Source organism: Aeromonas sp. FDAARGOS 1415 (assembly GCF_019048365.1).
Taxonomy (GTDB): domain Bacteria; phylum Pseudomonadota; class Gammaproteobacteria; order Enterobacterales; family Aeromonadaceae; genus Aeromonas; species Aeromonas taiwanensis.
The window spans coordinates 381,214-402,835 of the sequence record NZ_CP077363.1 but is presented as its reverse complement, the minus strand read 5'-3'; the positions used below and the strand labels follow the sequence as shown (position 1 = coordinate 402,835).

General features: G+C 64.8%; 16 protein-coding genes. 8 read left to right on the top strand and 8 right to left on the bottom strand.

Features of this window, described 5'->3' with window-relative positions; genetic code table 11:
• Positions 1 to 77: 77 nt before the first annotated feature.
• The 3 genes from I6L45_RS01905 to I6L45_RS01895 form a co-directional block, all read right to left on the bottom strand.
• Entirely contained in the window at positions 78 to 944 is an 867-nt protein-coding gene (locus tag I6L45_RS01905) for a hypothetical protein (protein ID WP_216983304.1), read from the bottom strand.
• Between the two features lie 108 nt (positions 945 to 1,052).
• The gene (locus I6L45_RS01900; protein WP_043758401.1) at positions 1,053 to 1,388 is read right to left on the bottom strand and encodes a hypothetical protein; all 336 of its coding nucleotides are present in this window, start codon (positions 1,386 to 1,388) and stop codon (positions 1,053 to 1,055) included.
• A gap of 117 nt (positions 1,389 to 1,505) precedes the next feature.
• Positions 1,506 to 1,844: a DUF2956 domain-containing protein gene (locus tag I6L45_RS01895; protein WP_216983303.1), complete on the bottom strand. Its 339-nt coding sequence runs from the start codon at positions 1,842 to 1,844 to the stop codon at positions 1,506 to 1,508.
• A 248-nt stretch (positions 1,845 to 2,092) separates the two neighbouring features.
• On the opposite strand from I6L45_RS01895, the gene ushA reads away from it, so the two are divergent.
• Positions 2,093 to 3,823: a bifunctional UDP-sugar hydrolase/5'-nucleotidase UshA gene (gene ushA, locus I6L45_RS01890; RefSeq protein ID WP_210548001.1), complete on the top strand. Its 1,731-nt coding sequence runs from the start codon at positions 2,093 to 2,095 to the stop codon at positions 3,821 to 3,823.
• Between the two features lie 314 nt (positions 3,824 to 4,137).
• On the opposite strand, the gene I6L45_RS01885 is transcribed toward ushA, so the two are convergent.
• Positions 4,138 to 4,992, bottom strand: coding sequence for a Tim44 domain-containing protein (locus I6L45_RS01885; RefSeq protein ID WP_043758408.1), 855 nt, complete (start codon positions 4,990 to 4,992; stop codon positions 4,138 to 4,140).
• 425 nt (positions 4,993 to 5,417) lie between these two features.
• Between I6L45_RS01885 and dnaB the strand changes: the two genes are divergently transcribed.
• Both dnaB and alr read left to right on the top strand, forming a co-directional pair.
• Positions 5,418 to 6,812: a replicative DNA helicase gene (gene dnaB, locus I6L45_RS01880; RefSeq protein ID WP_039040054.1), complete on the top strand. Its 1,395-nt coding sequence runs from the start codon at positions 5,418 to 5,420 to the stop codon at positions 6,810 to 6,812.
• 198 nt (positions 6,813 to 7,010) lie between these two features.
• Entirely contained in the window at positions 7,011 to 8,084 is a 1,074-nt protein-coding gene (gene alr, locus I6L45_RS01875) for an alanine racemase (RefSeq protein ID WP_216983302.1), read from the top strand.
• A gap of 152 nt (positions 8,085 to 8,236) precedes the next feature.
• On the opposite strand, the gene putA is transcribed toward alr, so the two are convergent.
• Positions 8,237 to 12,187 (bottom strand): trifunctional transcriptional regulator/proline dehydrogenase/L-glutamate gamma-semialdehyde dehydrogenase, encoded by a 3,951-nt coding sequence (gene putA / locus I6L45_RS01870; RefSeq protein WP_216983301.1) that lies wholly within the window; start codon positions 12,185 to 12,187, stop codon positions 8,237 to 8,239.
• Positions 12,188 to 12,545: 358 nt separating this feature from the next.
• On the opposite strand from putA, the gene I6L45_RS01865 reads away from it, so the two are divergent.
• Positions 12,546 to 13,868, top strand: a complete 1,323-nt coding sequence (locus I6L45_RS01865; protein ID WP_197068416.1) for an MFS transporter — start codon at positions 12,546 to 12,548, stop codon at positions 13,866 to 13,868.
• Between the two features lie 106 nt (positions 13,869 to 13,974).
• Positions 13,975 to 14,412: a VOC family protein gene (locus I6L45_RS01860; protein WP_216983300.1), complete on the top strand. Its 438-nt coding sequence runs from the start codon at positions 13,975 to 13,977 to the stop codon at positions 14,410 to 14,412.
• Between the two features lie 62 nt (positions 14,413 to 14,474).
• On the opposite strand, the gene fumC is transcribed toward I6L45_RS01860, so the two are convergent.
• A complete protein-coding gene (gene fumC / locus I6L45_RS01855; RefSeq protein WP_216983299.1) occupies positions 14,475 to 15,878 on the bottom strand; it encodes a class II fumarate hydratase in 1,404 nt (467 codons plus the stop codon).
• A gap of 122 nt (positions 15,879 to 16,000) precedes the next feature.
• Here fumC and I6L45_RS01850 point away from each other — a divergent pair, with 122 nt between their 5' ends.
• The 3 genes from I6L45_RS01850 to I6L45_RS01840 are packed head-to-tail and all read left to right on the top strand — an operon-like array spanning position 16,001 to position 19,071.
• The gene (locus I6L45_RS01850; RefSeq protein ID WP_043758426.1) at positions 16,001 to 16,429 is read left to right on the top strand and encodes a MarR family winged helix-turn-helix transcriptional regulator; all 429 of its coding nucleotides are present in this window, start codon (positions 16,001 to 16,003) and stop codon (positions 16,427 to 16,429) included.
• A 37-nt stretch (positions 16,430 to 16,466) separates the two neighbouring features.
• A complete protein-coding gene (locus I6L45_RS01845) occupies positions 16,467 to 17,534 on the top strand; it encodes an HlyD family secretion protein (RefSeq protein WP_216983298.1) in 1,068 nt (355 codons plus the stop codon).
• A gap of 1 nt (position 17,535) precedes the next feature.
• On the top strand, positions 17,536 to 19,071 hold the full coding sequence (locus tag I6L45_RS01840; RefSeq protein WP_216983297.1) for a DHA2 family efflux MFS transporter permease subunit: 1,536 nt from the start codon (positions 17,536 to 17,538) through the stop codon (positions 19,069 to 19,071).
• Between the two features lie 80 nt (positions 19,072 to 19,151).
• Here I6L45_RS01840 and pepE read toward each other — a convergent pair whose 3' ends face one another.
• Together pepE and I6L45_RS01830 are read right to left on the bottom strand one after the other, a co-directional pair.
• Positions 19,152 to 19,901 (bottom strand): dipeptidase PepE, encoded by a 750-nt coding sequence (gene pepE, locus I6L45_RS01835; RefSeq protein WP_216983296.1) that lies wholly within the window; start codon positions 19,899 to 19,901, stop codon positions 19,152 to 19,154.
• Between the two features lie 247 nt (positions 19,902 to 20,148).
• Positions 20,149 to 21,516 carry an endonuclease/exonuclease/phosphatase family protein gene (locus tag I6L45_RS01830; protein ID WP_216983295.1) on the bottom strand — a complete coding sequence of 456 codons (1,368 nt, stop codon included), beginning with the start codon at positions 21,514 to 21,516 and terminating at the stop codon, positions 20,149 to 20,151.
• Positions 21,517 to 21,622: the final 106 nt, after the last annotated feature.

Here is a 21,622-nt window from a genome sequence, read left to right as displayed (position 1 = left end):
CTCTGTCATCCCTGACAGATAACCTGGTGAGCGGGGCGGCCCATTGGCCGCCCCGCTGCTTTGCCGGAAGGGTGGTGTCAGAGCTTGGCGAGCCGCTTGAGCCTGGCCAGCCGCTCCCCCTCGTTGGCCTGGAGCCAGCCATCCTGCGACAGCAGGAACCAGGCCCGGGCGAAGTATTCCGGCGCGGCCGGGTCATCCAGCGCCAGTGCATTCTCCCCCAGCTCCTCGAACACATAGCCATCCTCGGGGGCCCTGGCCGCGTTCATGTCGGCCTGCAGTTGCTTCAGATCCGCCATGGCCTGCTCATGCTGAGCCTTGGCCCGGCAGAGGCGCGCCAGGCTCCAGCGGGCGATAAAGGCCTTGGCCCTGTTGTTGTGTTGCTCGTGCCAGGCCAGGCATTTTTGCTGGCAGACGATGGCATCGTCGAGGCGCCCCAGTTCGAACAGGGTCCAGCCCTGATTGTTGTAGAGGGTGGCGAGCCAGCCGCGCACCCGCTTGTCCTGGCTGCGTTCGGCCAGCTCCATCGCCAGCTGGTGCCAGTGGCTCTGCTCTTCCAGGGGGGCGGCGATGGCCACCATGTGGGCCGCATCGATGGCCAGATAGCGCTCCTCGTGCTTGAGCCCGTGTTGCCAGGCCTGCTCGAACAGGGCTCTGGCACTGGCCTTGTCACCGGCGGAGTTGAAGGTGCGGCCGCGCTCCAGCAGGGCGCGCAGGCGGGCTCTCGGGGTCGCCTCGGTGAGGCGGGGTTCTATCTCGTCGAGCAGGCGGTGCGCCTGTGCAAACTGGCGGCGCAGCGAATGGGTGCGGGCTATCTGGGTGAGCAGTTCCAGTTCATATTGCAGATCCTGGTTGTCTGCCTCGGCGAGCAGCTGCTGAAAACGCAGGGCGCTGGCGGCGGGATCCTGATAGTCCCACAGCGCCATGAAATCGGGCGGATTGTCCATTTGGCCTCCTTGCTGGCTATCCGCTCACCAAGATGCCCGCAGGCCACTATTTGCACAAGGGGCGCCCGTTACGGAGCGCCCCTGGGGTCATGTCAACATGCCAGCCGGTCAATAGACCATGGCCAGGCTCATCAGCATCAGGCCGAGGGCGGCGAAGGCTCCCTCCTTGATGGCCAGACGCGGCACCAGTGCCTTGGGCAGGGCCGGGAACAGGCTGAGCGCAAAGCCCAGGCCTGGCATCAACCAGTGGAAGCCCGGGCTGCGGGTGCCGGGATCGGCCGCACCATTGATGATGATGAGCAGGATGAAGAGGGTGAACGCAGGCAGGATAAACCAGCGGGCGTGACCGGCGGCAACCGCCCGCAGCGGCGAGATGCGATAGAGCACCAGGGTCACGACAAACAGGACAAGGGGCGCCAGCAGATAGAGCGGGGCTGGATTCATGATGAGGGGTCTCCTGACAAGGGGGGCAGAGTGTACGCATGCCGGGCGCGGGATGACCAGCACCCCGCGCCCGGGCTGTGAAGCCGATCCCAGGGCAAAGGTTTGCCCAGGACGGGATCAGCGCAGCCAGAACCAGAGGCCGGCAAACGCCAGCCAGCTCAGCCCCAGCAAGATCCAGGGCAGCGGGTGCTGGCGGCTGATCTCGATCACCTCGACCTCGGGCTCTTCCTCCTGATGTGTCTGGGACGACAGCTTCGCCTTGATCTGCATCTTCTTCTGGCGGCTCGCCTCGCGGGCCTTGGCCTTCATCTGTTTCTTGTATTCGTCTATGCCCTTCTGGATCCCCTGGGCGATCAGCTGGGTCTGCTCCTTGGTCTGCCCCGGCTTCTGGTTGGCGCGGGCGATCTTCATCGCCTCCTGCTGGGTTTCGGGGGAAATCTTGTCGTACTTGGCCATGCAAGGCGCTCCTTGGCATCGAATGGCGGGAAGTATGCCATAACTGTTTCCGGCGGGCTGCCACCTTGCGCCGAAATGCGCGGAGACCTTGGTGCAGTCTTATCCGAATTAAGAAACAGGTTGCGCCAATGATCACATTTGGCGGAATTTGTGAGTCGCCGATGAAAAACCGTCACATGTTGTTTGTTATATTACCGGCCGACCCAAGAAGGGGTCATCCAATAACAAAATAACAAGGTGATATGGAAATGAATTATAAATTTGTCAAAGGAAGTATCGCACTGGCAGTGCTCGCCGCCCTGGGTGGCTGTAATACCTCGCAAAATGAAAGTGTCGCCCCCTGTACCGAAAATGTCTGCAAGCTGACCGTCCTCCATACCAACGATACCCACGGCCGTTTCTGGCACAATACCGACGGTGAATATGGCATGGCCGCCCAGAAGACCCTGGTCGAGCGTCTGCGCGCCGAGGCCAAGGCGGCGGGCAGCGAGGTGCTGGTGCTCTCCGGTGGCGACGTGAACACCGGGGTCCCCGAGTCCGATCTGCAGGACGCCGAGCCCGACTTCGTCGGCATGAACAGCATCCGTTACGATGCCATGGCGGTGGGCAACCACGAGTTCGACAACCCGCTGACCGTGCTGGAGAAACAGCGTGAGTGGGCCCAGTTCCCCATGCTCTCCGCCAACATCTATGACAAGGCCAGCGGCAAGCGCTACTTCGACCCCTACAAGGTGTTCAAGCTGGAGAACGGCCTCAAGGTGGCCGTCCTCGGCCTGACCACGGAAGACACCGCCCAGCTGGTTGACCCCAACAACGTCAAGACCCTGGAGTTCCGCGATCCGACCACGGAAGCGGCCAAGCTCGGCCAGGAGATCCGCAGCAACAAGGAGGCGAACCTGGTCTTCGCCATCACCCACATGGGCCACTATGCAGATGGCCAGCACGGCAGCAATGCGCCGGGTGACGTGGAGATGGCCCGTGCGCTGCCGGCAGGCACCCTGGACGCCATCATCGGTGGTCACTCCCAGAATCCGGTCTGCATGGAGCCGGGCACTCCGGACACCTATGCCGACTTCCAGCCCGGCGACGATTGCCAGCCGGATCAACAGAACGGCACCTGGATCATGCAGGCTCACGAGTGGGGCAAATATGTGGGTCGCGCCCAGTTCGACTACCAGAATGGCAAGCTGACCCTGACCGGATATGAACTTATTCCCGTCAATCTGGTGAAGCGTGATGCCAAAAATAATGCCATCAAGGATGACAGCGGCAATGTCCAGTTTATTCAGGATGAAATTATCAAGGATCCCGAGCTGAATGCCGCCTTGCAAGTATTCCAGGAGAAAGGAGAGGCTGAGCTCGGTGTAAGAATTGCCTCTACCGATGATCTGCTGTTGGGTGAACGCAAAAACGTTCGCTATATGCAAACCAATTTGGGACGCCTTATTACCACGGCGACCGCCGAGAAGCTGAATGCCGACTTTGGCATCGTGAACTCGGGTGGGGTGCGTGCCTCCATCCAGACGGGGGATATTGCCTATCGTGACGTACTGACCGTGCATCCGTTCGGCAATACCGTCAACAAGGCCACCATGAAGGGCAGTGAGCTGGTCGATTATCTCGGCCAGGTCGCCACCCTGACCGGGGGCGGTTATCCCCAGTTCGGCGGTATCAGCATGGAGGTCAACTGCAGTGCCAAGAGCGTCTCCATCAGCGCCATCGGCGGCAAGGCCTTCGATGCCAGCGCCACCTACAGCTTTGCCATTCCGAGCTTCAGTGCGGCTGGCGGGGACAAGTATCCCGTCATCAACACCATCAACGCCGGTCTGGTCGATGCGGGCGTGCTGAAGGAGTATCTGGAGTCCAAGCAGACCATCCATGCGGCCGACTACCAGCCTGCCGGCGAAGTGACCTTCATCAACAACAGCCTGAACCCGGCCAATACCAACAACTGCGGTCAGGATGCGATAGGCAACTGATGTCCCCTGGTGTTATCGCCCCTTGCGGGGGGCGCGCCAGTTGAAGTCAGTCATAGAAGGAGGGAGGCGTCATGCCTCCCTCGCTATTTGGTACCCACACCCGCACTCAAACCTCTCCAGTGCCATCCTCCTCTCTTCACGGACTTGATGCCCAGACGGTCGCAAGGCGATGTTCCCTTGATCAAGCCAAGCGTCATGGGCAGGGTTGAGGCTGCCGCTGTGAGGACGTGGATGACACCAGGGGTGTGGAGCAATAAGCGGAGCAATAAAAAGGCGACCCTGAGGTCGCCTTGATGAGATGGGTCGGGAAGCGCTTAGAGCTGCTCGATGCCGACGATGTGCCAGGGGGCATTGTCCTTGGCCAGGTTGCGCTCGAGGTGCCACACCTCCTTGATGTCCTCCTCGACCTGCTCCTGACGGTCCATGTAGCGGCCGCTGAAGCGCACGCTCACCTGGGCCCAGTCGCTGCCGTAGTCGGCGCGCACCAGCTGGGTATCCACGTACATCACCTCGGTGTGCTGGTCGCCAGTCAGCTCGGCGCGCTCGGCCTTGAGGCTGTCGAACAGTTCCGGGCTCACGTACTCGCGGATCTTCTCCAGATCGTTCTTGTTCCAGGCCTCTTGCAGGGTGCGGTAGTGATCGCGGGCACCGGACAGGAAGCCGTTCATGTCAAAGCCCGGGGGCAGGCGGAAGGGCACGTCGCTGTCGGCAAAGCCGGTGGCCTGCGGGGCGCTGTGGCTCTGCTCGAACTGCTGCGGGGCGGCCGCAGGCGGCTGGTATCCCGCATAGGCGGCCTGTGGCTGGGTCGCCGCCGCCTTGTTCTTGCGCAGGGCGCGGATCAGGAAGACGGCACCCAGGGCCAGCAGGGCGATCAGCAGGAAGTCCATTCCTTGCATGCCTTCGAAGGCGCCGCTGCCCAGCAGGTAGGCGAACAGGCCGCCGGCCAGCAGGCCACCCAGCAGGCCACCCATCATGCCGCTCTTCTTGGGCGCAGCGGCCAGGGTCGGGTTCTTGCCATTCACGGGAGCTGCAGTCGGAGCTGGCTGGGCCGGCGCCGTCTTGTAGCTCTTGCCAAAGGATTTGCCGCCACCAAGTTTCTTGGCCTCGGCGATGGGTGCCCCAAGGCCAATGGCCAGGATCACGGCAAACAGGGTCAGCATCTTTTTCATTTTGACTCTTTCACTCTCATGTAGGTGGGGGCATGCTCTGCTTGTGCAAGCTCAGCGAGGCGCATGGCAGGCTGCCAGTCCCTTTTTGTGTTGCAGCTTGCGCCTAAGGTAAACATGTCTGGCATGAATTATTCATGAACGGATTGAACCCTGAACAGGCAGTGGAGGCAGCGATGAAAAACAGACGACCGAGCCGCTCTGTGCGCAGGCTGCGCAACAAGCAGAGAGCCAAACAAAAAGACCAGACCCTGGTCTGGCCCTTCCTCGTCCTCTGAACGGCAGGAGGCGTCGAGAGACCCATCAACAGACCCGCACCTGCGTCCTGGCTTGTCACCGGATGAGGTGAATGGCGCGTATTAGCGCTCGCGATGACGGGGTTTCTTTTGTAAAATTCCCGTCCCCTTCCCGCTGCGGTTTTTATGTGTATGGCAGAGCAAGTGACGGCGAAAAAAGACGCCAAGACACAACAGCTGAAAGTCCCTCCCCACTCTTTTGAGGCCGAACAGTCCGTACTGGGCGGCCTGATGCTGGACAACGAGGCCTGGGATCGGGTCGCCGAACGGGTGATCGACAAGGATTTCTACAGCCGTCCGCACCGTCTGATCTTCCAGGCCATGACCCGCCTCTCCAACGCGGGCAACCCCATCGACCTCATCACCCTGCAGGAAGAGCTGGAACGCTCCGAGCAGCTCGAAGAGGCCGGTGGCTTCGCCTATCTGGTGGAGATCGCCAAGAACACCCCGAGTGCCGCCAACATCAGCGCCTACGCCGAGATCGTGCGTGAGCGGGCGGTGGTACGGGAGATGATCTCGGTCGCCAACGAGATAGTCGAAGCGGGCTACGAGCCCCAGGGGCGTACCTCCAACGATCTGCTGGACTTGGCCGAAAGCAAGGTGTTCCAGATCGCCGAGCAGCGCACCAGCGCCAACGAAGGGCCCCAGCCCTTGAAGCTCATCCTGGAGCAGACCGTCGACAAGATTGAGGAGCTGTTCAAGACCCCTCACAACGGGGTGACCGGCGTTTCGTCCGGCTACAACGATCTGGACAAGATGACCGCCGGCCTGCAGCGCTCGGACCTGGTCATCGTCGCGGCCCGTCCCTCCATGGGCAAGACCACCTTTGCCATGAACCTGTGCGAGCACGCGGCCCTCACCGCCGACAAGCCGGTGCTCATTTTCTCCCTCGAGATGCCCTCGGAGCAGATCATCATGCGTATGCTCGCTTCCGTGGGGCGCATCGACCAGACCAAGGTGCGGACCGGCCAGCTCGACGACGAGGACTGGGCGCGGCTCTCCTCCACCATGGGGCTGTTGCTCGAGAAGGGGAAGATGTACATCGACGACTCCTCCGGTCTGACCCCGACCGAAGTGCGCTCGCGCGCGCGCCGGGTGGCCCGGGACAACGGCGGCATCAGCATGATCATGGTGGACTACCTGCAACTGATGCGGGTACCGGCACTGTCTGACAACCGTACCCTGGAGATCGGTGAAATCTCCCGCTCCCTCAAGGCGCTGGCGAAAGAGCTGCAGTGCCCCGTGGTGGCGCTCTCCCAGCTGAACCGAAGCCTGGAACAGCGGGCCGACAAGCGCCCGGTCAACTCGGATCTTCGTGAATCCGGCTCCATCGAGCAGGATGCGGACTTGATCATGTTCATCTACCGCGACGAGGTCTATCACGACGACAGCCCCGACAAGGGGATCGCCGAGATCATCATCGGCAAGCAGCGTAACGGCCCTATCGGAAGAGTCAGGCTCACCTTCCAGGGGCAGTTCTCGCGCTTTGACAACTACGCCGGTCCTGCGTTTGACGATGATTACTGATGAGCAATCCGCAGGGTGACGCCAGCTCAGGTGTCACTATTGCGATCCTGACGGGGAGGGCGCTCGCAAGAAGGCCGACCCCGCCTCCATACACAGTTTTCCCGGTTCGACAATTCTGCCGGTCCGGCCCAAGACGATGAGATTTGAGGGCTGACACCACCCGGTGCCTGAATATCATGCCCTCGTAAGGGAAAACAGATGAAAGCGGCTATCGCCCAGATCAATACAGCGGCCCTGCGCCACAACCTCGCCGTGGTCAAGCGCCACGCCCCCCAATGCAAGATCATTGCCGTGGTCAAGGCCAACGCCTACGGCCACGGCCTGCTGCCTGTCGCCCGCACCCTGGTGGATGCGGACGCCTACGCGGTGGCCCGCATCGAGGAGGCGCTGATGCTGCGCTCCTGCGCCGTGGTCAAACCCATCGTCCTGCTGGAGGGTTTCTTCAGCGCTGCCGACCTGCCGGTGCTGGCGGCCAACAACCTGCAGACCGCGGTGCACACCTGGGAGCAGCTCGAGGCGCTGGAGCAGGCGGACTTGCCCGCTCCCGTGGTGGCCTGGCTCAAGCTCGACACCGGCATGCACCGCCTCGGGGTGCGGGCCGAGGAGATGCCAGCCTTTATCGAGCGCCTCGGCAAGTGCAAGAACGTGGTGCAGCCGTTCAACGTCATGACCCACTTCAGCCGCTCCGACGAGCTGGACCAGCCCGCCACCCGCGAGCAGATCGACCTCTTCAGCAAGCTCACCGCGCCGCTGTTGGGCGAGCGCGCCATGGCGAACTCGGCAGGCATCCTGGCGTGGCCGGATGCCCACTGCGACTGGATCCGCCCCGGCGTCATCCTCTACGGTGTGTCCCCTTTCCCCAATACGGTAGCGGCGGATTACGATCTGCAGCCGGTGATGACCCTCAAGACCCAACTCATCGCGGTGCGGGAGCACAAGGCGGGCGAGCCGGTGGGTTATGGCGCCAACTGGGTGTCGGATCGCGACACCCGGCTCGGGGTCATCGCCATCGGTTACGGCGACGGCTATCCGCGCATGGCCCCCAACGGCACACCTGTGCTGGTTAACGGCCGCATCGTACCCCTGGTGGGCCGCGTCTCCATGGACATGACCACGGTGGACTTAGGCCCAGGCGCCACCGACAAGGCGGGCGACGAGGCGGTGCTCTGGGGCGAGGGGCTGCCGGTGGAGCAGGTGGCCGACCAGATTGGCACCATCCCCTACGAGCTCATCACCAAGCTCACCTCCCGCGTCTTTATGGAGTATGTGTAGGCGAGTCGCCCCCTCATCTCCGACCCTTCTCCCGCAAGGGGAGAACAAAAAGGCCGCCCCGATAAGGGCGGCCTTTTTTATGCCGCTTGCTCCATGGCAGAAAGAACAAGCCCCGCATTGGCGGGGCTTGGGGTTCTGTCACTGCGTAGCGCTTAGCCTATGGTCATCAGGCTGGCGTTGCCACCGGCAGCGGCGGTGTTGACCGAGAGGGCGTGCTCGATGAGCAGACGCTCCAGCGGGATATCGGTCTCGCCGCGGTGCAGGCCGTGCACGCCTATGATGGCGCCGCCCCGGGCCGCCTGACGGGCGGCGGCGAGCTTGCTCACCTCCCGCAGCTGATCGGAGTCGCCGTGGTGCAGCAGGGCATCGAAGTCAGCCTCGCCCGTGGCCCAGTCTGCCACCAGCGCGATGCGATCCCGCACCTCGGTCGGCAGGGAGGAGAGCAGGGTGCGAGCCTGGGCATCATCCTGCCACAGCACCCGGCTGCCCACCGCCAGCGCGGCGGCCAGCTGGGCCAGCAGATCTGCTTTCTCCTGTGCCAGGCACAGCACCGTCTCCCGGGGCAGCAGGCTGTAGCTGTTGCGCTCGCCGGTGGGGCCGGCCAGCAGCTGGGTGCGGCCGCTCTGGGAGAGCGCGGCGTAACGATCGCACAGGGCGGCGAGGGCCGGGTCCTGCTTGCTCGCCCAGTTGCGCAGGGCCGCGAGGGGCGCCTTCGCTTCTGCTTGCGCCGTGGCGCCGGACTCCTGACGCAGCTGGTTGGCCACCGCGTCCTGGGGACGGGCGCCCAGCAGACGGTACATGTAGAGCGGGCCGCCCGCCTTGGGGCCGGTGCCGGAGAGGCCTTCACCGCCGAAGGGTTGCACCCCGACCACGGCGCCCACGATATTGCGGTTGACGTAGAGGTTGCCGACCTTGGCCACGTTCACCACCTGGGCGATGGTCTCGTCGATGCGGGTGTGTACCCCCAGGGTCAGGCCGTAGCCGCTGCCGTTGATCTGCTCGAGCAGCTCGCCGAGCCTGGCGCGCGGGTAGCGAACCAGGTGCAGCACGGGACCGAACACCTCGCGACCCAGCTCGTCCAGGCTGTCCAGCTCGATCAGGGTCGGCAGCACGAAGGTGCCGCGGCTGCAGGCATCCCCCTGGGCGCGGGCGATCTGGTGCACCTTGCGGCCCTTGTCGCCCATCGCCTTGATGTGGCGCTCGATGTTGGCTTTGGCCTCGGCGTCGATGACGGGGCCGATGTCGGTGGCGAGGTGTTCGGGGCTGCCGACCTTGTACTCGGCCATGGCGCCCTTGAGCATCCGGATCACCCGCTCCGCCACGTCGTCCTGCACGCACAGCACCCGCAGGGCGGAGCAGCGCTGACCGGCGCTGTCGAACGCCGAGGAGATGACGTCCATCACCACCTGCTCGGTGAGGGCGGAAGAGTCGACGATCATGGCGTTCTGGCCGCCGGTCTCGGCGATCAGCGGAATGGTACGTCCCTGGGCGTCGAGGCGACCGGCCAGGTTGCGGGAGATGATGCCCGCCACCTCGGTGGAGCCGGTGAACATGACACCACGGATCCGCTCGTCACCGATCAGGGCCGCGCCCACGGTTTCACCGCGGCCCGGCAGCAGTTGCACCGCACCCTCGGGCACGCCGGCTTCGCGCAGGATGCGCACCGCCTGGGCGGCGACGAGAGGGGTCTGCTCGGCCGGTTTCGCGAGCACTGTGTTGCCGGCGGCCAGGGCTGCACAGACCTGGCCGGTGAAGATGGCCAGCGGGAAGTTCCAGGGGCTGATGCAGACCACGGGGCCGAGCGGCCGGTGGGTGTCGTTCGCGAAGTGGTCGCGGGCCTGGGCGGCGTAGTAGCGCAGGAAGTCCACCGCCTCGCGCACCTCGGCGATGGCGTTGGCGAAGGTCTTGCCGGACTCGCGCACCAGCAGGCCCATCAGGGGCTGCAGCTCGGACTCCATCAGATCGGCGGCACGCTCCAGCACGGCGGCCCGCTCGGCAGGCTGGGTGGCCTGCCAGATCTGGCCGCTCGCCAGGGCGCAGACGAGGGCCTGATCCACCATCTCGACGGAGGCTTCGCTCACCTGACCGACGATGTCGCGGTGATCCGCCGGGTTGATCACGGGCTGGAAGGCGCCGGGGGCGTCGAGTTCGCAGCCCAGCATGGGCAGGGCCTGGTAGGCGGTGTTGGTGCTGGCGAGCAGGGCGGCGGACAGGGACCCCAGACGGTGCTCGTTCGCGAGATCCAGGCCGGCGGAGTTCGGGCGGGCCTCGCCGTAGAGATCCCGGGGCAGGGGGATGCGCGGGTGCGGCAGGCCCAGGCTGCCTTCGCGGGCGGCCATCTGTTCGATCTGCTGCACCGGATCCTGCACCAGATCCGAGAGGGAGATGTTGTTGTCCGCGATGCGGTTGACGAAGGAGGTGTTGGCTCCGTTCTCCAGCAGGCGGCGCACCAGGTAGGCGAGCAGGGTCTCGTGGCTGCCGACCGGGGCATAGATGCGGCAGGGGCGACCCAGCTTGCCGTCCGCTACCTTGCCGACCACCTGTTCGTACAGGGGTTCACCCATGCCGTGCAGGCACTGGAACTCGTACTGGCCCGGGTAGTAGTTCTGGCCTGCCAGCTGATAGATGGCCGACAGGGAGTGGGCGTTGTGGGTGGCGAACTGGGGATAGATGGCCTCCGGCACCGCCAGCAGCTTGCGGGCGCAGGCGAGATAGGAGACATCCGTGTAGGGCTTGCGGGTGTAGACCGGATAGCCTTCCAGCCCTTCCTGCTGGGCGCGCTTGATCTCGCTGTCCCAGTAGGCGCCCTTCACCAGGCGGATCATCAGGCGGTGACGGCTGCGCTTGGCGAGATCGATGACGTAGTCGATCACATAGGGGCAGCGCTTCTGGTAGGCCTGGATGACGAAGCCGATACCGTTCCAGTCGGCGAGGCTGGGGTCGAAGCAGAGCTTCTCCAGCAGATCCAGGGAGATCTCCAGGCGATCGGCCTCCTCGGCGTCGATGTTGATGCCGATGTCATACTGCTTGGCGAGCTGGGTCAGACCGAGCAGGGTGGGGTAGAGCTCCTCCATGACGCGATCGTATTGGGCGCGGCTATAGCGCGGATGCAGGGCGGAGAGCTTGATGGAGATGCCCGGGCCCTCGTAGATGCCGCGACCGTGGGAGGCCTTGCCGATGGCGTGGATGGCCTGCTCGTAGGAGGCGAGGTAGCGCTTGGCATCCTCTTCGGTCAGGGCCGCTTCCCCCAGCATGTCGTAGGAGTAGCGGAAGCCCTTGGTCTCCATGGAGCCTGCGTTCGCCAGCGCCTCGGCGATGGTCTCGCCAGTGACGAACTGCTCGCCCATCAGGCGCATCGCCATGTCCACGCCCTTGCGGATGAGCGGCTCACCGCCCTTGCCGATCAGGCCCTTGAGGGACGTGTTCAGGCCCGCCTCGTTGTGGGTGGCCACCAGCTTGCCGGTGATGAGCAGGCCCCAGGAGGCGGCGTTGACGAACAGCGAGGTGCTCTGGCCCAGGTGCTGGCTCCAGTTGCCGCCGCTGATCTTGTCGCGGATGAGGGCGTCGCGGGTCGCCTTGTCGGGGATGCGCAGCAGCGCTTCCGCCAGGCACATCAGGGCCACCCCTTCCTGGGAGGAGAGGGAAAACTCCTGCAGCAGCCCCTGCACCAGGCCCTGGCGGCCGCTGGCGCTCTTCTGGTTGCGCAGCTTCTCGGCGATGCTCATGGCGAGTTTCTGGGTGGCGTCGGCCTTCTCCTTGGGCAGGCGCGCCTGCTCCAGCAGCATGGGGACGGCCTCGGTCTCGGGGCGGCGATAGGCCCCTGTGATGGCGGCCCGCAGGACGGACTGGGGCAGGATGCTCTCGGCAAACTCGAGGAAGACCTGGATACCCTGCTCGGTCAGGGTCTCGACGGCCTCTTCTCCGGCGGCGGCGGCCAGTCCGGAGTGCTCGGGCGGGGTCAGACCGCGCTCAAGTTGCTCCAGATAGGTGAAGATCGCCTGCTTGATCAGCCAGTGGGGGGTGCGATCCAGGGTCTGGGCGGCCTGCTTGAGCCGGTCGCGGGTCGCTTCGTCGAGTTTAACGCCAAGGGTGGTGGTAGCCATGGGACTTCCTGTGTCTAGAAGGTAACAATATTACCGGACGGTTAAATTTTGACGATAATGGTGCAACCAGGTGCAACCTTCAAGCAAGAATTTTTAATGGTTGTGCTACACGGTTTCGTTTGAGTTGAGGCCTTGCCATGGCTGTGCTGGTGGAAAAAACTGCCCCGGTAGTGATTTTTGCTGCTGGATCAGCTTGTTAACAATTTAAATTGTGAATGTTGTTAATGGTGCAACCTGTAGATGGATCTCGGTTGCATCTTTTTTTTGCCGCTGTCTAAGATGTGCCGCGTGGGTGCAACCGAAGCATGGATGTGGTGCCCCACCACTCGCTGACAACAACCTTCAAGGAATGAAGACAATGATGACTACACCCCTGGTGCAGCCACAGACGGCTGCGACCCGAAAACGGGCGCTGATAGCCAGCCTGACCGGCAGCTCCATCGAATGGTTCGACTACTTCCTCTACGGCACGGCCGCGGCCCTGGTGTTCAACAAGCTGTTCTTCCCGAACTTCGACCCCGTGGTCGGCCTGATGCTCTCCTACCTCTCCTTCTCCCTCACCTTCTTCATCCGGCCCATCGGCGGGGTGCTGTTTGCCCATATCGGCGATCGCATCGGCCGCAAGAAGACGCTGGTGATCACCCTCTCCCTGATGGGGGGCGCCACCGTGTTGATCGGCTGCCTGCCGACCTATGAGCAGATCGGCATATGGGCCCCCATCTTGCTCATCTCCCTGCGGGTGGTGCAGGGCATGGGCATCGGTGGCGAGTGGGGCGGAGCCCTGCTGCTGGCCTATGAGTATGCGCCCCCCAGGCGCAAGGGGCTGTTTGGCAGCGTACCCCAGGTGGGCGTCACCATCGGCATGCTGCTGGCGACCCTGGCGGTGAGCCTGATGGCCATGCTGCCGGAGGCGCAATTCCTCTCCTGGGGCTGGCGGGTGCCCTTCCTGCTGAGCGCGGGCCTGGTGTTCCTCGGCCTCTGGATCCGGCACGGGCTGGACGAGACCCCCGAGTTCAAGCAGGCCAAGGCCAGCGGCAATGTGGCCAAGATGCCCCTGCTGGAGACGCTGCGCCACCACTGGCGGGAGGTGCTGATCGCCGCCGGCCTCAAGGTGGTGGAGACGGCCCCCTTCTACATCTTCTCCACCTTCGTGGTGAGCTACGCGGTCAACTCCCTGGCCTATGAGAAGGGGGTGGCGCTCCATGCAGTCATGCTGGGAGCCCTGGTGGCGACCGGCATGATCCCCCTGATGGGGGCGCTGTCGGACAGGGTGGGGCGCAAGGCGGTCTACATCGGCGGCATCCTGGGGCTGGCGCTCTTCATCGTCCCCTACTTCATGCTGCTCGACACCCGCGCCGGCTGGGGCATCACCCTGGCGACCGTGATCGGCTTCGGCGTGCTCTGGGCTCCGATCACCGCCGTGCTGGGCACCCTCTCCTCGGAGATCTTCGCCACTCGGGTGCGCTACACAGGTATCACCCTGGGCTACCAGCTGGGGGCCGCCCTGGCCGGCGGCACGGCGCCCCTCATCGCCACCTGGCTGCTGAGCCGCTACCAGGGGGACTGGCAGCCGGTCGCTCTCTACATGCTGGTGACCGTCGGCATCTCCCTGGTGGCCATACTGGCCATCGGCAGGGGCCGGGACGCCGAGTTGCCTACCGGGGAAGTGGAGGCCGGGTAAGGCAAGCCTCCCGGGCTCCCCCCCGTCTGGGCGGGAGCGGGGGGCAGTCCTCTTCTATGCTGTTAGCTGGCCAGCGGGGCCAGCTATCGGTGACAAGGAGAAACCCATGGCGCGTGTGAGTACCTATCTCAATTTTGCCCGGGAGACGGAGGCCGCCTTCCTCTTCTACCGCACTGTGTTCGGCGGGGAGTTTGACGGCCCCATCCACCGCTTCAAGGAGTCACCCGGCTGCCCGGGCCAGCCGCCCTTGTCCGAGGAGGACGGGGATCTGGTGATGCACGTGGCGCTGCCCATCCTCGGCGGTCACGTGCTGATGGGCACGGATGCGCCTGCCAGCATGGGGTTCACCCTGGTACAGGGCAACAACAGCTACCTCAACCTGGAGCCGGACAGCCGGGCCGAGACGGATCGCCTGTTCGCGGCCCTGGCCGAGGGGGGCAAGGTGGAGATGGCGCTGCAGGAGATGTTCTGGGGAGATTACTTCGGATCCCTGGTGGACAAGTTCGGTACCCACTGGATGTTCAACTGCCAGAGCAAGACGTGAGAACCGATAGCAAGCATGGAAGGACAAACAGGGGCGCCACGGCGCCCCTGCTTTTTTACGGGTCAGGCGCCTCCTTGTTCGCCGCGACCCACCATGTCGGCGGGGATCACCCAAGCATCGAACTGCTCCGCATTGAGGTGGCCGGAGGCGATGGCCGCCTCCTTCAGGCTGAGCCCCTGGCGGTGCGCCAGCTTGGCGATCTCGGCGGCCTTGTCGTAGCCGATGTGGGGGTTGAGCGCGGTGACCAGCATCAGGGAGCGGGCCAGCAGATCGTCGATCCTGGCTTGGTTCGGGGTGATGCCGACGGCGCAGTGATCGTGGAAGCTTCGCATGCCGTCTGCCAGCAGCCGCACGCTCTGCAGGAAGTTGTAGGCGATCATGGGCCGGAACACGTTCAGCTCGAAGTTGCCGCTGGCGCCGCCGACATTGATGGCCACGTCGTTGCCCATCACCTGGGCGCAGAGCATGGTGAGCGCCTCGCACTGGGTCGGGTTGACCTTGCCCGGCATGATGGAGGAGCCGGGTTCGTTCTCCGGGATGATGAGCTCGCCGAGCCCGCTGCGGGGGCCGCTCGCCAGCCAGCGCACGTCGTTGGCGATCTTCATGAGGGAGGCCGCCAGCGTCTTGAGGGCGCCGTGGGCGAAGACCTGGGCATCGCTCGCCGCCAGGGCCTCGAACTTGTTGGGGGCGCTGACGAGCGTGAGTCCCGTCTGCTCGGCCAGGGTCCTGGCCACCGCCTCGGCAAAGCCCGGAGGGCAGTTGAGGCCGGTGCCGACCGCGGTGCCGCCGAGCGCCAGCTCGCACAGATGGGGCAGGGCGGCGTGCAGGTGGCGCTCCCCCTGCTCCAGCTGGGCGACCCAGCCGGAGATCTCCTGCCCCAGGGTGAGGGGAGTGGCGTCCTGCAGGTGGGTGCGGCCAATCTTGACGATGTGGTCGAAGGCGGCGGCCTTGTCGGCCAGGGTCTGCTTCAGGGTGGCGAGGGCCGGCAGCAGGTGGCCCGTGATGGCGGTGACGGCCGCCAGGTTCATGGCGCTCGGGAAGACATCATTGCTGGACTGGCTCCGGTTCACCTCGTCGTTGGGGTGAACCAGGCGCGCCTCCCCGCGGGGGCCGCCGAGCAGTTCGCTGGCCCGGTTGGCCAGCACCTCGTTGAGGTTCATGTTGGTCTGGGTGCCGGAGCCGGTCTGCCAGACCATCAGGGGGAACTCGGCGTCGTGCAGGCCGCGCAGGATCTCGTCGGCGGCGGCCATGATGGCCTGGGCCTTGCGGGCGGGGAGCAGCCCCAGGGCGTGGTTGACCCTGGCACAGGCGGACTTGATGCGGGCCAGGGCATGGATGATCTCCATGGGCTGGCGTTCTCCCGAGATGTTGAAGTGGTGCAGGGAGCGCTGGGTCTGGGCCCCCCACAGCCTGTCCGCCGGGACGGCTATCTCCCCCAGGCTGTCCCTCTCCATCCTGATGTTCATCGCGTTTCTCCTGCCGTTGGGGTGGTGATCCCCAGCATGAACTCAAACGGCGGGCGGGGCCAGCTTGCACATATCATCTCTTCGCTTATAATAAGTAAAGCTTATTATATAGGTTGCATGCCATGAACAAACAGCCCGACACCCTCGGCTTCCTGATAGGGGACGTCCAGCGCCTGATGCGCCGTCAGTTCCAGCAGCAGCTGGAGGGCAGCGGTCTCACCCTGGCCCAGGCCAGGGCCCTGGTGCATATCGCGCGCAGCCAGGGGATCCGCCAGGTGGATCTGGCTGATAGGCTCGACATCCAGCCCATCACCCTGGCCCGCCAGCTCGATCAGCTGGCGGAGAGCGGCCTGGTGGAGCGGCGCAGTGATCCCCATGACAGGCGGGCCTATCAGCTGTTTCTGACCGAGGCGGCCACCCCCCACCTGGCGATGATCAAGCGGGCCGCCGACCTGGTGCATCAGAGGGCCATCGGCGAGCTGGGGGAGGAGGCGACAGAGGCCCTGTGCCACTCCCTCAAGATCCTGCGTGCCAATCTCTGCCACTCCTGATTCTTTTTGTTTGACGCAACCAATGCGGAGCGATCTCATGACCCATGACTCACCCTCTTCCCCCCGTCCCGCGGCCAATCGGCGCCGCACCCGCCTGCTGTTGCTGGTGGTGGTGCCGGCCCTGGTGCTGCTCGGGGCGGGGGCCATCTACCTGCAGGGCGGACGCTATGTCGAGACGGACAACGCCTATGTGAAAGCGGACAAGGTGCCCATCAGTACCGAGGTACTGGGCCGGGTAGCCAAGGTGTTCGTCGACGAGAACCAGCAGGTCAAGGCCGGCCAGCCGCTGTTCGAGCTGGATCCCGAATCCTTCCGGGTCGCCGTGACCAAGGCCGAGGCGGAACTCGCCAAGGTGCGCACCGATCTGGTGGCGCTGCAGACCAGCTATCGGGGCCAGCAGGCCGAAATCGCCGTGGCCCGCACCCGCCATGCCTATGCCGTGAAGGAGGAACACCGCCAGGCGGATCTGGTGGCCAAGCACTTCACCTCTACCGCCAATTACGACGATGCGCGCCAGCTCACCATACAGACAGCCCAGCAGCAGGTGGCGCTGGAGGAGGGGCTCAAGAAGATTGAGGCCTCCCTCAGCGGGGACGTGAACCTGCCGGTGGAGCAGCAGCCCGCCTATCGGGAAGCCGCCGCCGGACTGGCCAAGGCCAGGCTGGATTTGGCTCGCACCACCGTTTATGCCCCCGCCAACGGCGTCGCCAGCCAGCTGCCCAAGCCGGGCCAGTACATGATGGCGGGCATGACCGCCATGATGCTGGTGGAGACCGATACCCCCTGGGTGGAGGCGAACTTCACCGAGACGGAGCTGACCCATGTGCAGCCTGGCCAGCGGGTCGACATCAGCGTGGACACCTACCCGGATGCCCATTGGACCGGGGTGGTGGAGAGTCTGAGCCCGGCCACCGGCTCCGAGTTCTCGGTGATCCCGGCCCAGAACGCCACCGGCAACTGGGTCAAGATCGCCCAGCGCGTGGCGGTGCGGATCAAGCTGGACACGGGGGCGGAGCTGCCCACCCTGCGGGCGGGGCTGAGCGCCATCGCCGAGATCGACACCGGTCATCAGCGCTCCCTGCCCGGCTGGTCGAGCCGAGGTTGATATGACGAGCGCAGCCACAGAGGAGGCCGACCAGGTCTCCCGTCGCACCTTCATCACCCTGTCGGTGATGGTGGCGACCATCATGCAGGCGCTGGACACCACCATCGCCAACGTGGCCCTGCCCCACATGCAGGGGGCCATGGGGGCGACCCAGGACCAGATCTCCTGGGTGCTCACCTCCTACATAGTGGCGGCCGCCATCTTCATGCCGCTGACCGGTTTCATCTCGGCAAGAATTGGCCGCAAGCGGCTGTTCATGTGGTCGGTGGCGGGCTTTACGGTCGCCTCCATGCTGTGCGGCGCGGCCCAGAGCCTGGATCAGATCGTGCTGTTCCGCCTGCTGCAGGGGATCTTCGGCGCCAGTCTGGTGCCCCTCTCCCAGGCGGTGCTGCTGGACACCTACCCGCCGGAGAAACACGGCTCCGCCATGGCACTCTGGGGCATAGGGGTCATGGTGGGCCCCATCCTGGGGCCGTCGCTGGGGGGCTGGCTCACCGAGTACTACAACTGGCGCTGGGTCTTCTACATCAACCTGCCGTTCGGTCTGCTGGCCTGGTTCGGGCTCGCCGCCTTCATCGAGGAGACGAAGATCGATGCCAGCCGTCGCTTCGATCTGCTGGGCTTCGCCCTGCTGAGCCTCGGCATCGGTGCGCTGCAGATGGCGCTGGATCGGGGGGAATCCCAGAACTGGTTCGCGAGCCGGGAGATCATCATCGAGACCGCCCTGATGGTGATGGCGTTCTACCTTTTCGTGGTGCACATCTTCACCCACCCGCACCCCTACATCGAGCCGGCCCTGTTCCGGGATCGCAACTTCAGCGTCGGCCTGGTGTTTATCTTCATCGTCGGCATCATACTGCTCGCGACCATGACCCTGCTGCCCCCCTTCATGCAGGGGCTGATGGGGTACCCGGTGATCGACGTGGGCTATCTGCTCGCCCCGCGCGGGGTCGGCACCATGTTCGCCATGATGCTGGTAGGCAGGCTGTCGGGCCGGGTGGATGCCCGCTATCTCATCCTCTCGGGGCTGCTGCTCACCAGCTTCTCCATGTGGGAAATGACCCTGTTCAACACGGACATCGGCAGCTGGGACATAGTGCGCACCGGCATCATCCAGGGGCTGGGGCTCGGCTTCATCTTCGTGCCGCTCTCCACCGTCACCTTCGCGACCCTGGCGCCGCGCTATCGCAACGAGGGGACGGCGCTGTTCAGCCTGGTGCGCAACATCGGCAGCAGCATCGGCATCTCGGTGGTGATCACCTACCTGGCCCAGCGCACCCAGATGAATCATGAGGTGTTCGCCGCCTACATCACCCCCTTCAACACCGGTCTGCACCAGGGGACGGGCATGGCGGAGCTGATGACGGCCAAGGGGCTCGCCACCCTCAATGGGGAGGTGACCCGGCAGGCCAGCCTGCTCGCCTACCTGCAGGATTTTCGCCTGATGATGTGGGTCAGCCTGTGCGCCGTGCCGCTGGTGCTGCTGCTCAAGGCGCCAGGGCGGGGCGGCAAGGAGGAGCTGGCGATCCTGGAGTAGGGCGCCGGCGTCACCCTCAAAGAGGGATGGCCTTGGCCATCCCTCTTTTCATTTGGATTTGCGCGTGTGCGCGCGCGGAATCAGCCCCTGAGGGTGAAGGGAATGAAGGGGGTCAGCGCGGCCAGCGGCGCGGCGTCCTGGTACTCCCGGGGCGTCTCGCCGTGCCGGAAGATCTTGAACTCCTCGTCGCGGGCGCTCCAGTACTCGACGGTCTCGTGGCCGTTCTCGCCGCTGACCTGCAGCAGGCTCGCCTCGCGCAGGGCCACCACGTGCTCGCTCGGGTTGATGGCGCAGAACTCGGCCAGGCGCTCGTCCCGGGTCTCCCCCATGTGGCCGCTGATGCTGGCGTCCAGGTAGTGGGGGTTGATCTGCACGGGGAAGAGGCCCAGCGCCGGCAGTACGGCGACGCTGCACACCGGCATGTCGTTGGTGGTGCGGATGCTGGGGGTGGCCACGTTGCAGCCGGCGCTCCAGCCCACGTAGGGCACGCCCCGCTCGCGCACCGCCCGCTGGATGGGGACCACCAGACCGTACTCGTGCAGCCGTTGGTTCAGGCGCCAGGTGTTGCCGCCGCTGATGAAGATGGCGTCGGCCCGGTGGATGGCGTCCACGGGGTCGTCGAACTGGTGGATGCTGATGGTCTCGACCCCCAGGCTCTCGGTGAGCTCGCGGGCGCGGGCATCCCAGTCGCTGCGGATCACTGCGTAGGGGATGAGCAGGATGCGCTTGACCTGTTTGCGGGCGAGCAGGGTCTGCACCCGGTCGCGGGCCCAGCCGAGCAGGCCGGGGTGTTCGGTGGTTTTGCCGTTGCTGAGCAGAAGCAGTTCCATGGTGTGTCCTCAAGGTAAGGCGCAGGACCCGGGCGGTCCTGATGACGGGAAGAGGGCACTCTACCCCCATAGCGGCGCCAAGTGTGTGATCCCGCCGCGTTTTGTGTCGCCCGGGGCCGCATGCCTCGCCGCCTGGGGTCAGGGCCACCGCCTTCTCGGGGTGTCAGGGGCTGCCGGCCCGAGTCGAGAAGGGGGGGGACGCAGCGGGGCCAGTGTGGCCCCGCTTGTTATTGGATGATCCTGCGCATCAGTGGTCCAGTTCGACGTCGACCCACACCAGGCGGTGATCCGAGCTGACGCCTTTGGCGATGCCGAGCTTGGCGTCATACACCAGGTGATGGCCCTGCTCGAAGCTGGCCGGCCAGAACACGCCGGAGGCGACCGCGTTCAGGTTGGCGGAGGGCAGCACGTGGTCGAGCTGCAGGCCGCTGCTGCTGGTGATGCGCTCCGGGGTGGGGCGGTTGTTGTTGCGCTTGCACTGATCCGGCTGGCTGGCGAGGCACTCGGGGCCGCCCTGGCTGACCGGGATCAGGGCGCCGTTGGTGACGGCCTGATTGACCAGCACATGGTTGTGCAGATCCTGAATGGCGGTCAGATCGCCATCGCCAATCTGGGGATCGGCGTTGAGATCGCCGGCGATGACGAACCTGGCACCCGCAGGCAGCCCACCGGCCTTGCCCGCGTCGTCCACCATGTAGCCGGCGCTCTCCACGTAATCCTGCCAGAAGGCGACTTCGGCCCGGTTGTGCCTGACGTTGTGGCGCGCCGCGTTGGCGAAGATGGGCGGGGTCGGGTGGGAGATGAGGAAGTGGATCACCTCCTCCTTGTTGCCGCGCTTGATGCGCACCGGCACGTCGGCGTGGTTCTTGGACGAGAGCGGGAAGGCCTGCCAGGCGGCGTCATCATACCAGGCATCGCCGCACTGGCGACCGGCCGGGATCGGCGCCCTGGCATTGTTGCAGTCGTCGATGACGGGGTTCGCTTCGCCCGGCATGTCCTTCCACTTGAAGTGCTGGAAGGTGCGGATCCCCTTGGTATCGATGGGGTACTGGGACATCACGGCGAAGGCGTACTGGCCGTGATAGTTGCCAAAGCCCCAGGCGTCGTCGGGCCCGTTGTTGCGCTTGCCGTCCAGGTTGAGGTCATGGCCGCTCATCAGGCCGGTGTTGGTGGCAAAGTTCTGCATCACCGGGTAGCGGATGGCCTTCACCTCGTCGTGCTGGGGGTGGGCCAGGTAGTTGTCGTTGAAGGCTTTGAGGTCCGTGGTATCGGCTCCCTTGCCGTCATTGTCGAATTCGTTGAGCAGGAAGACGTCGGGGCGGGTGCGCTGCACAATCTCGGCGATGTTGCGGATCTGCTGCACGTCGAGGGCCCTGGTCTTCTCGGCACCGCTCAGGGTGCCGTCGGCGAGGCGGGCCAGCAGGGCATCCTGCTCGGCGCGGCTCAGGGCCAGTTCACCGGCGAGCATGCCGGCGGCGGTGCGATCGAAGGAGAGGTTGAAGGTGGCGAAGCGAACCATGGGCGTCGGGGTCTCGGAGTCGTTCTGGCTGTTGCAGCCTGCCATCAATCCGAGGGAAATGGCAGCCGCGAGCAGGGTTTTGGGGATGTTTTTCATTGTAATATTCCGTAGCATCAAGATGTTATGCCTCGATAGGGTCAGGCGAGGCGCGGCCATTATAGGGAGCCTGTCCGGAAACTGGGCTCTGAATGAACCAAAGTGT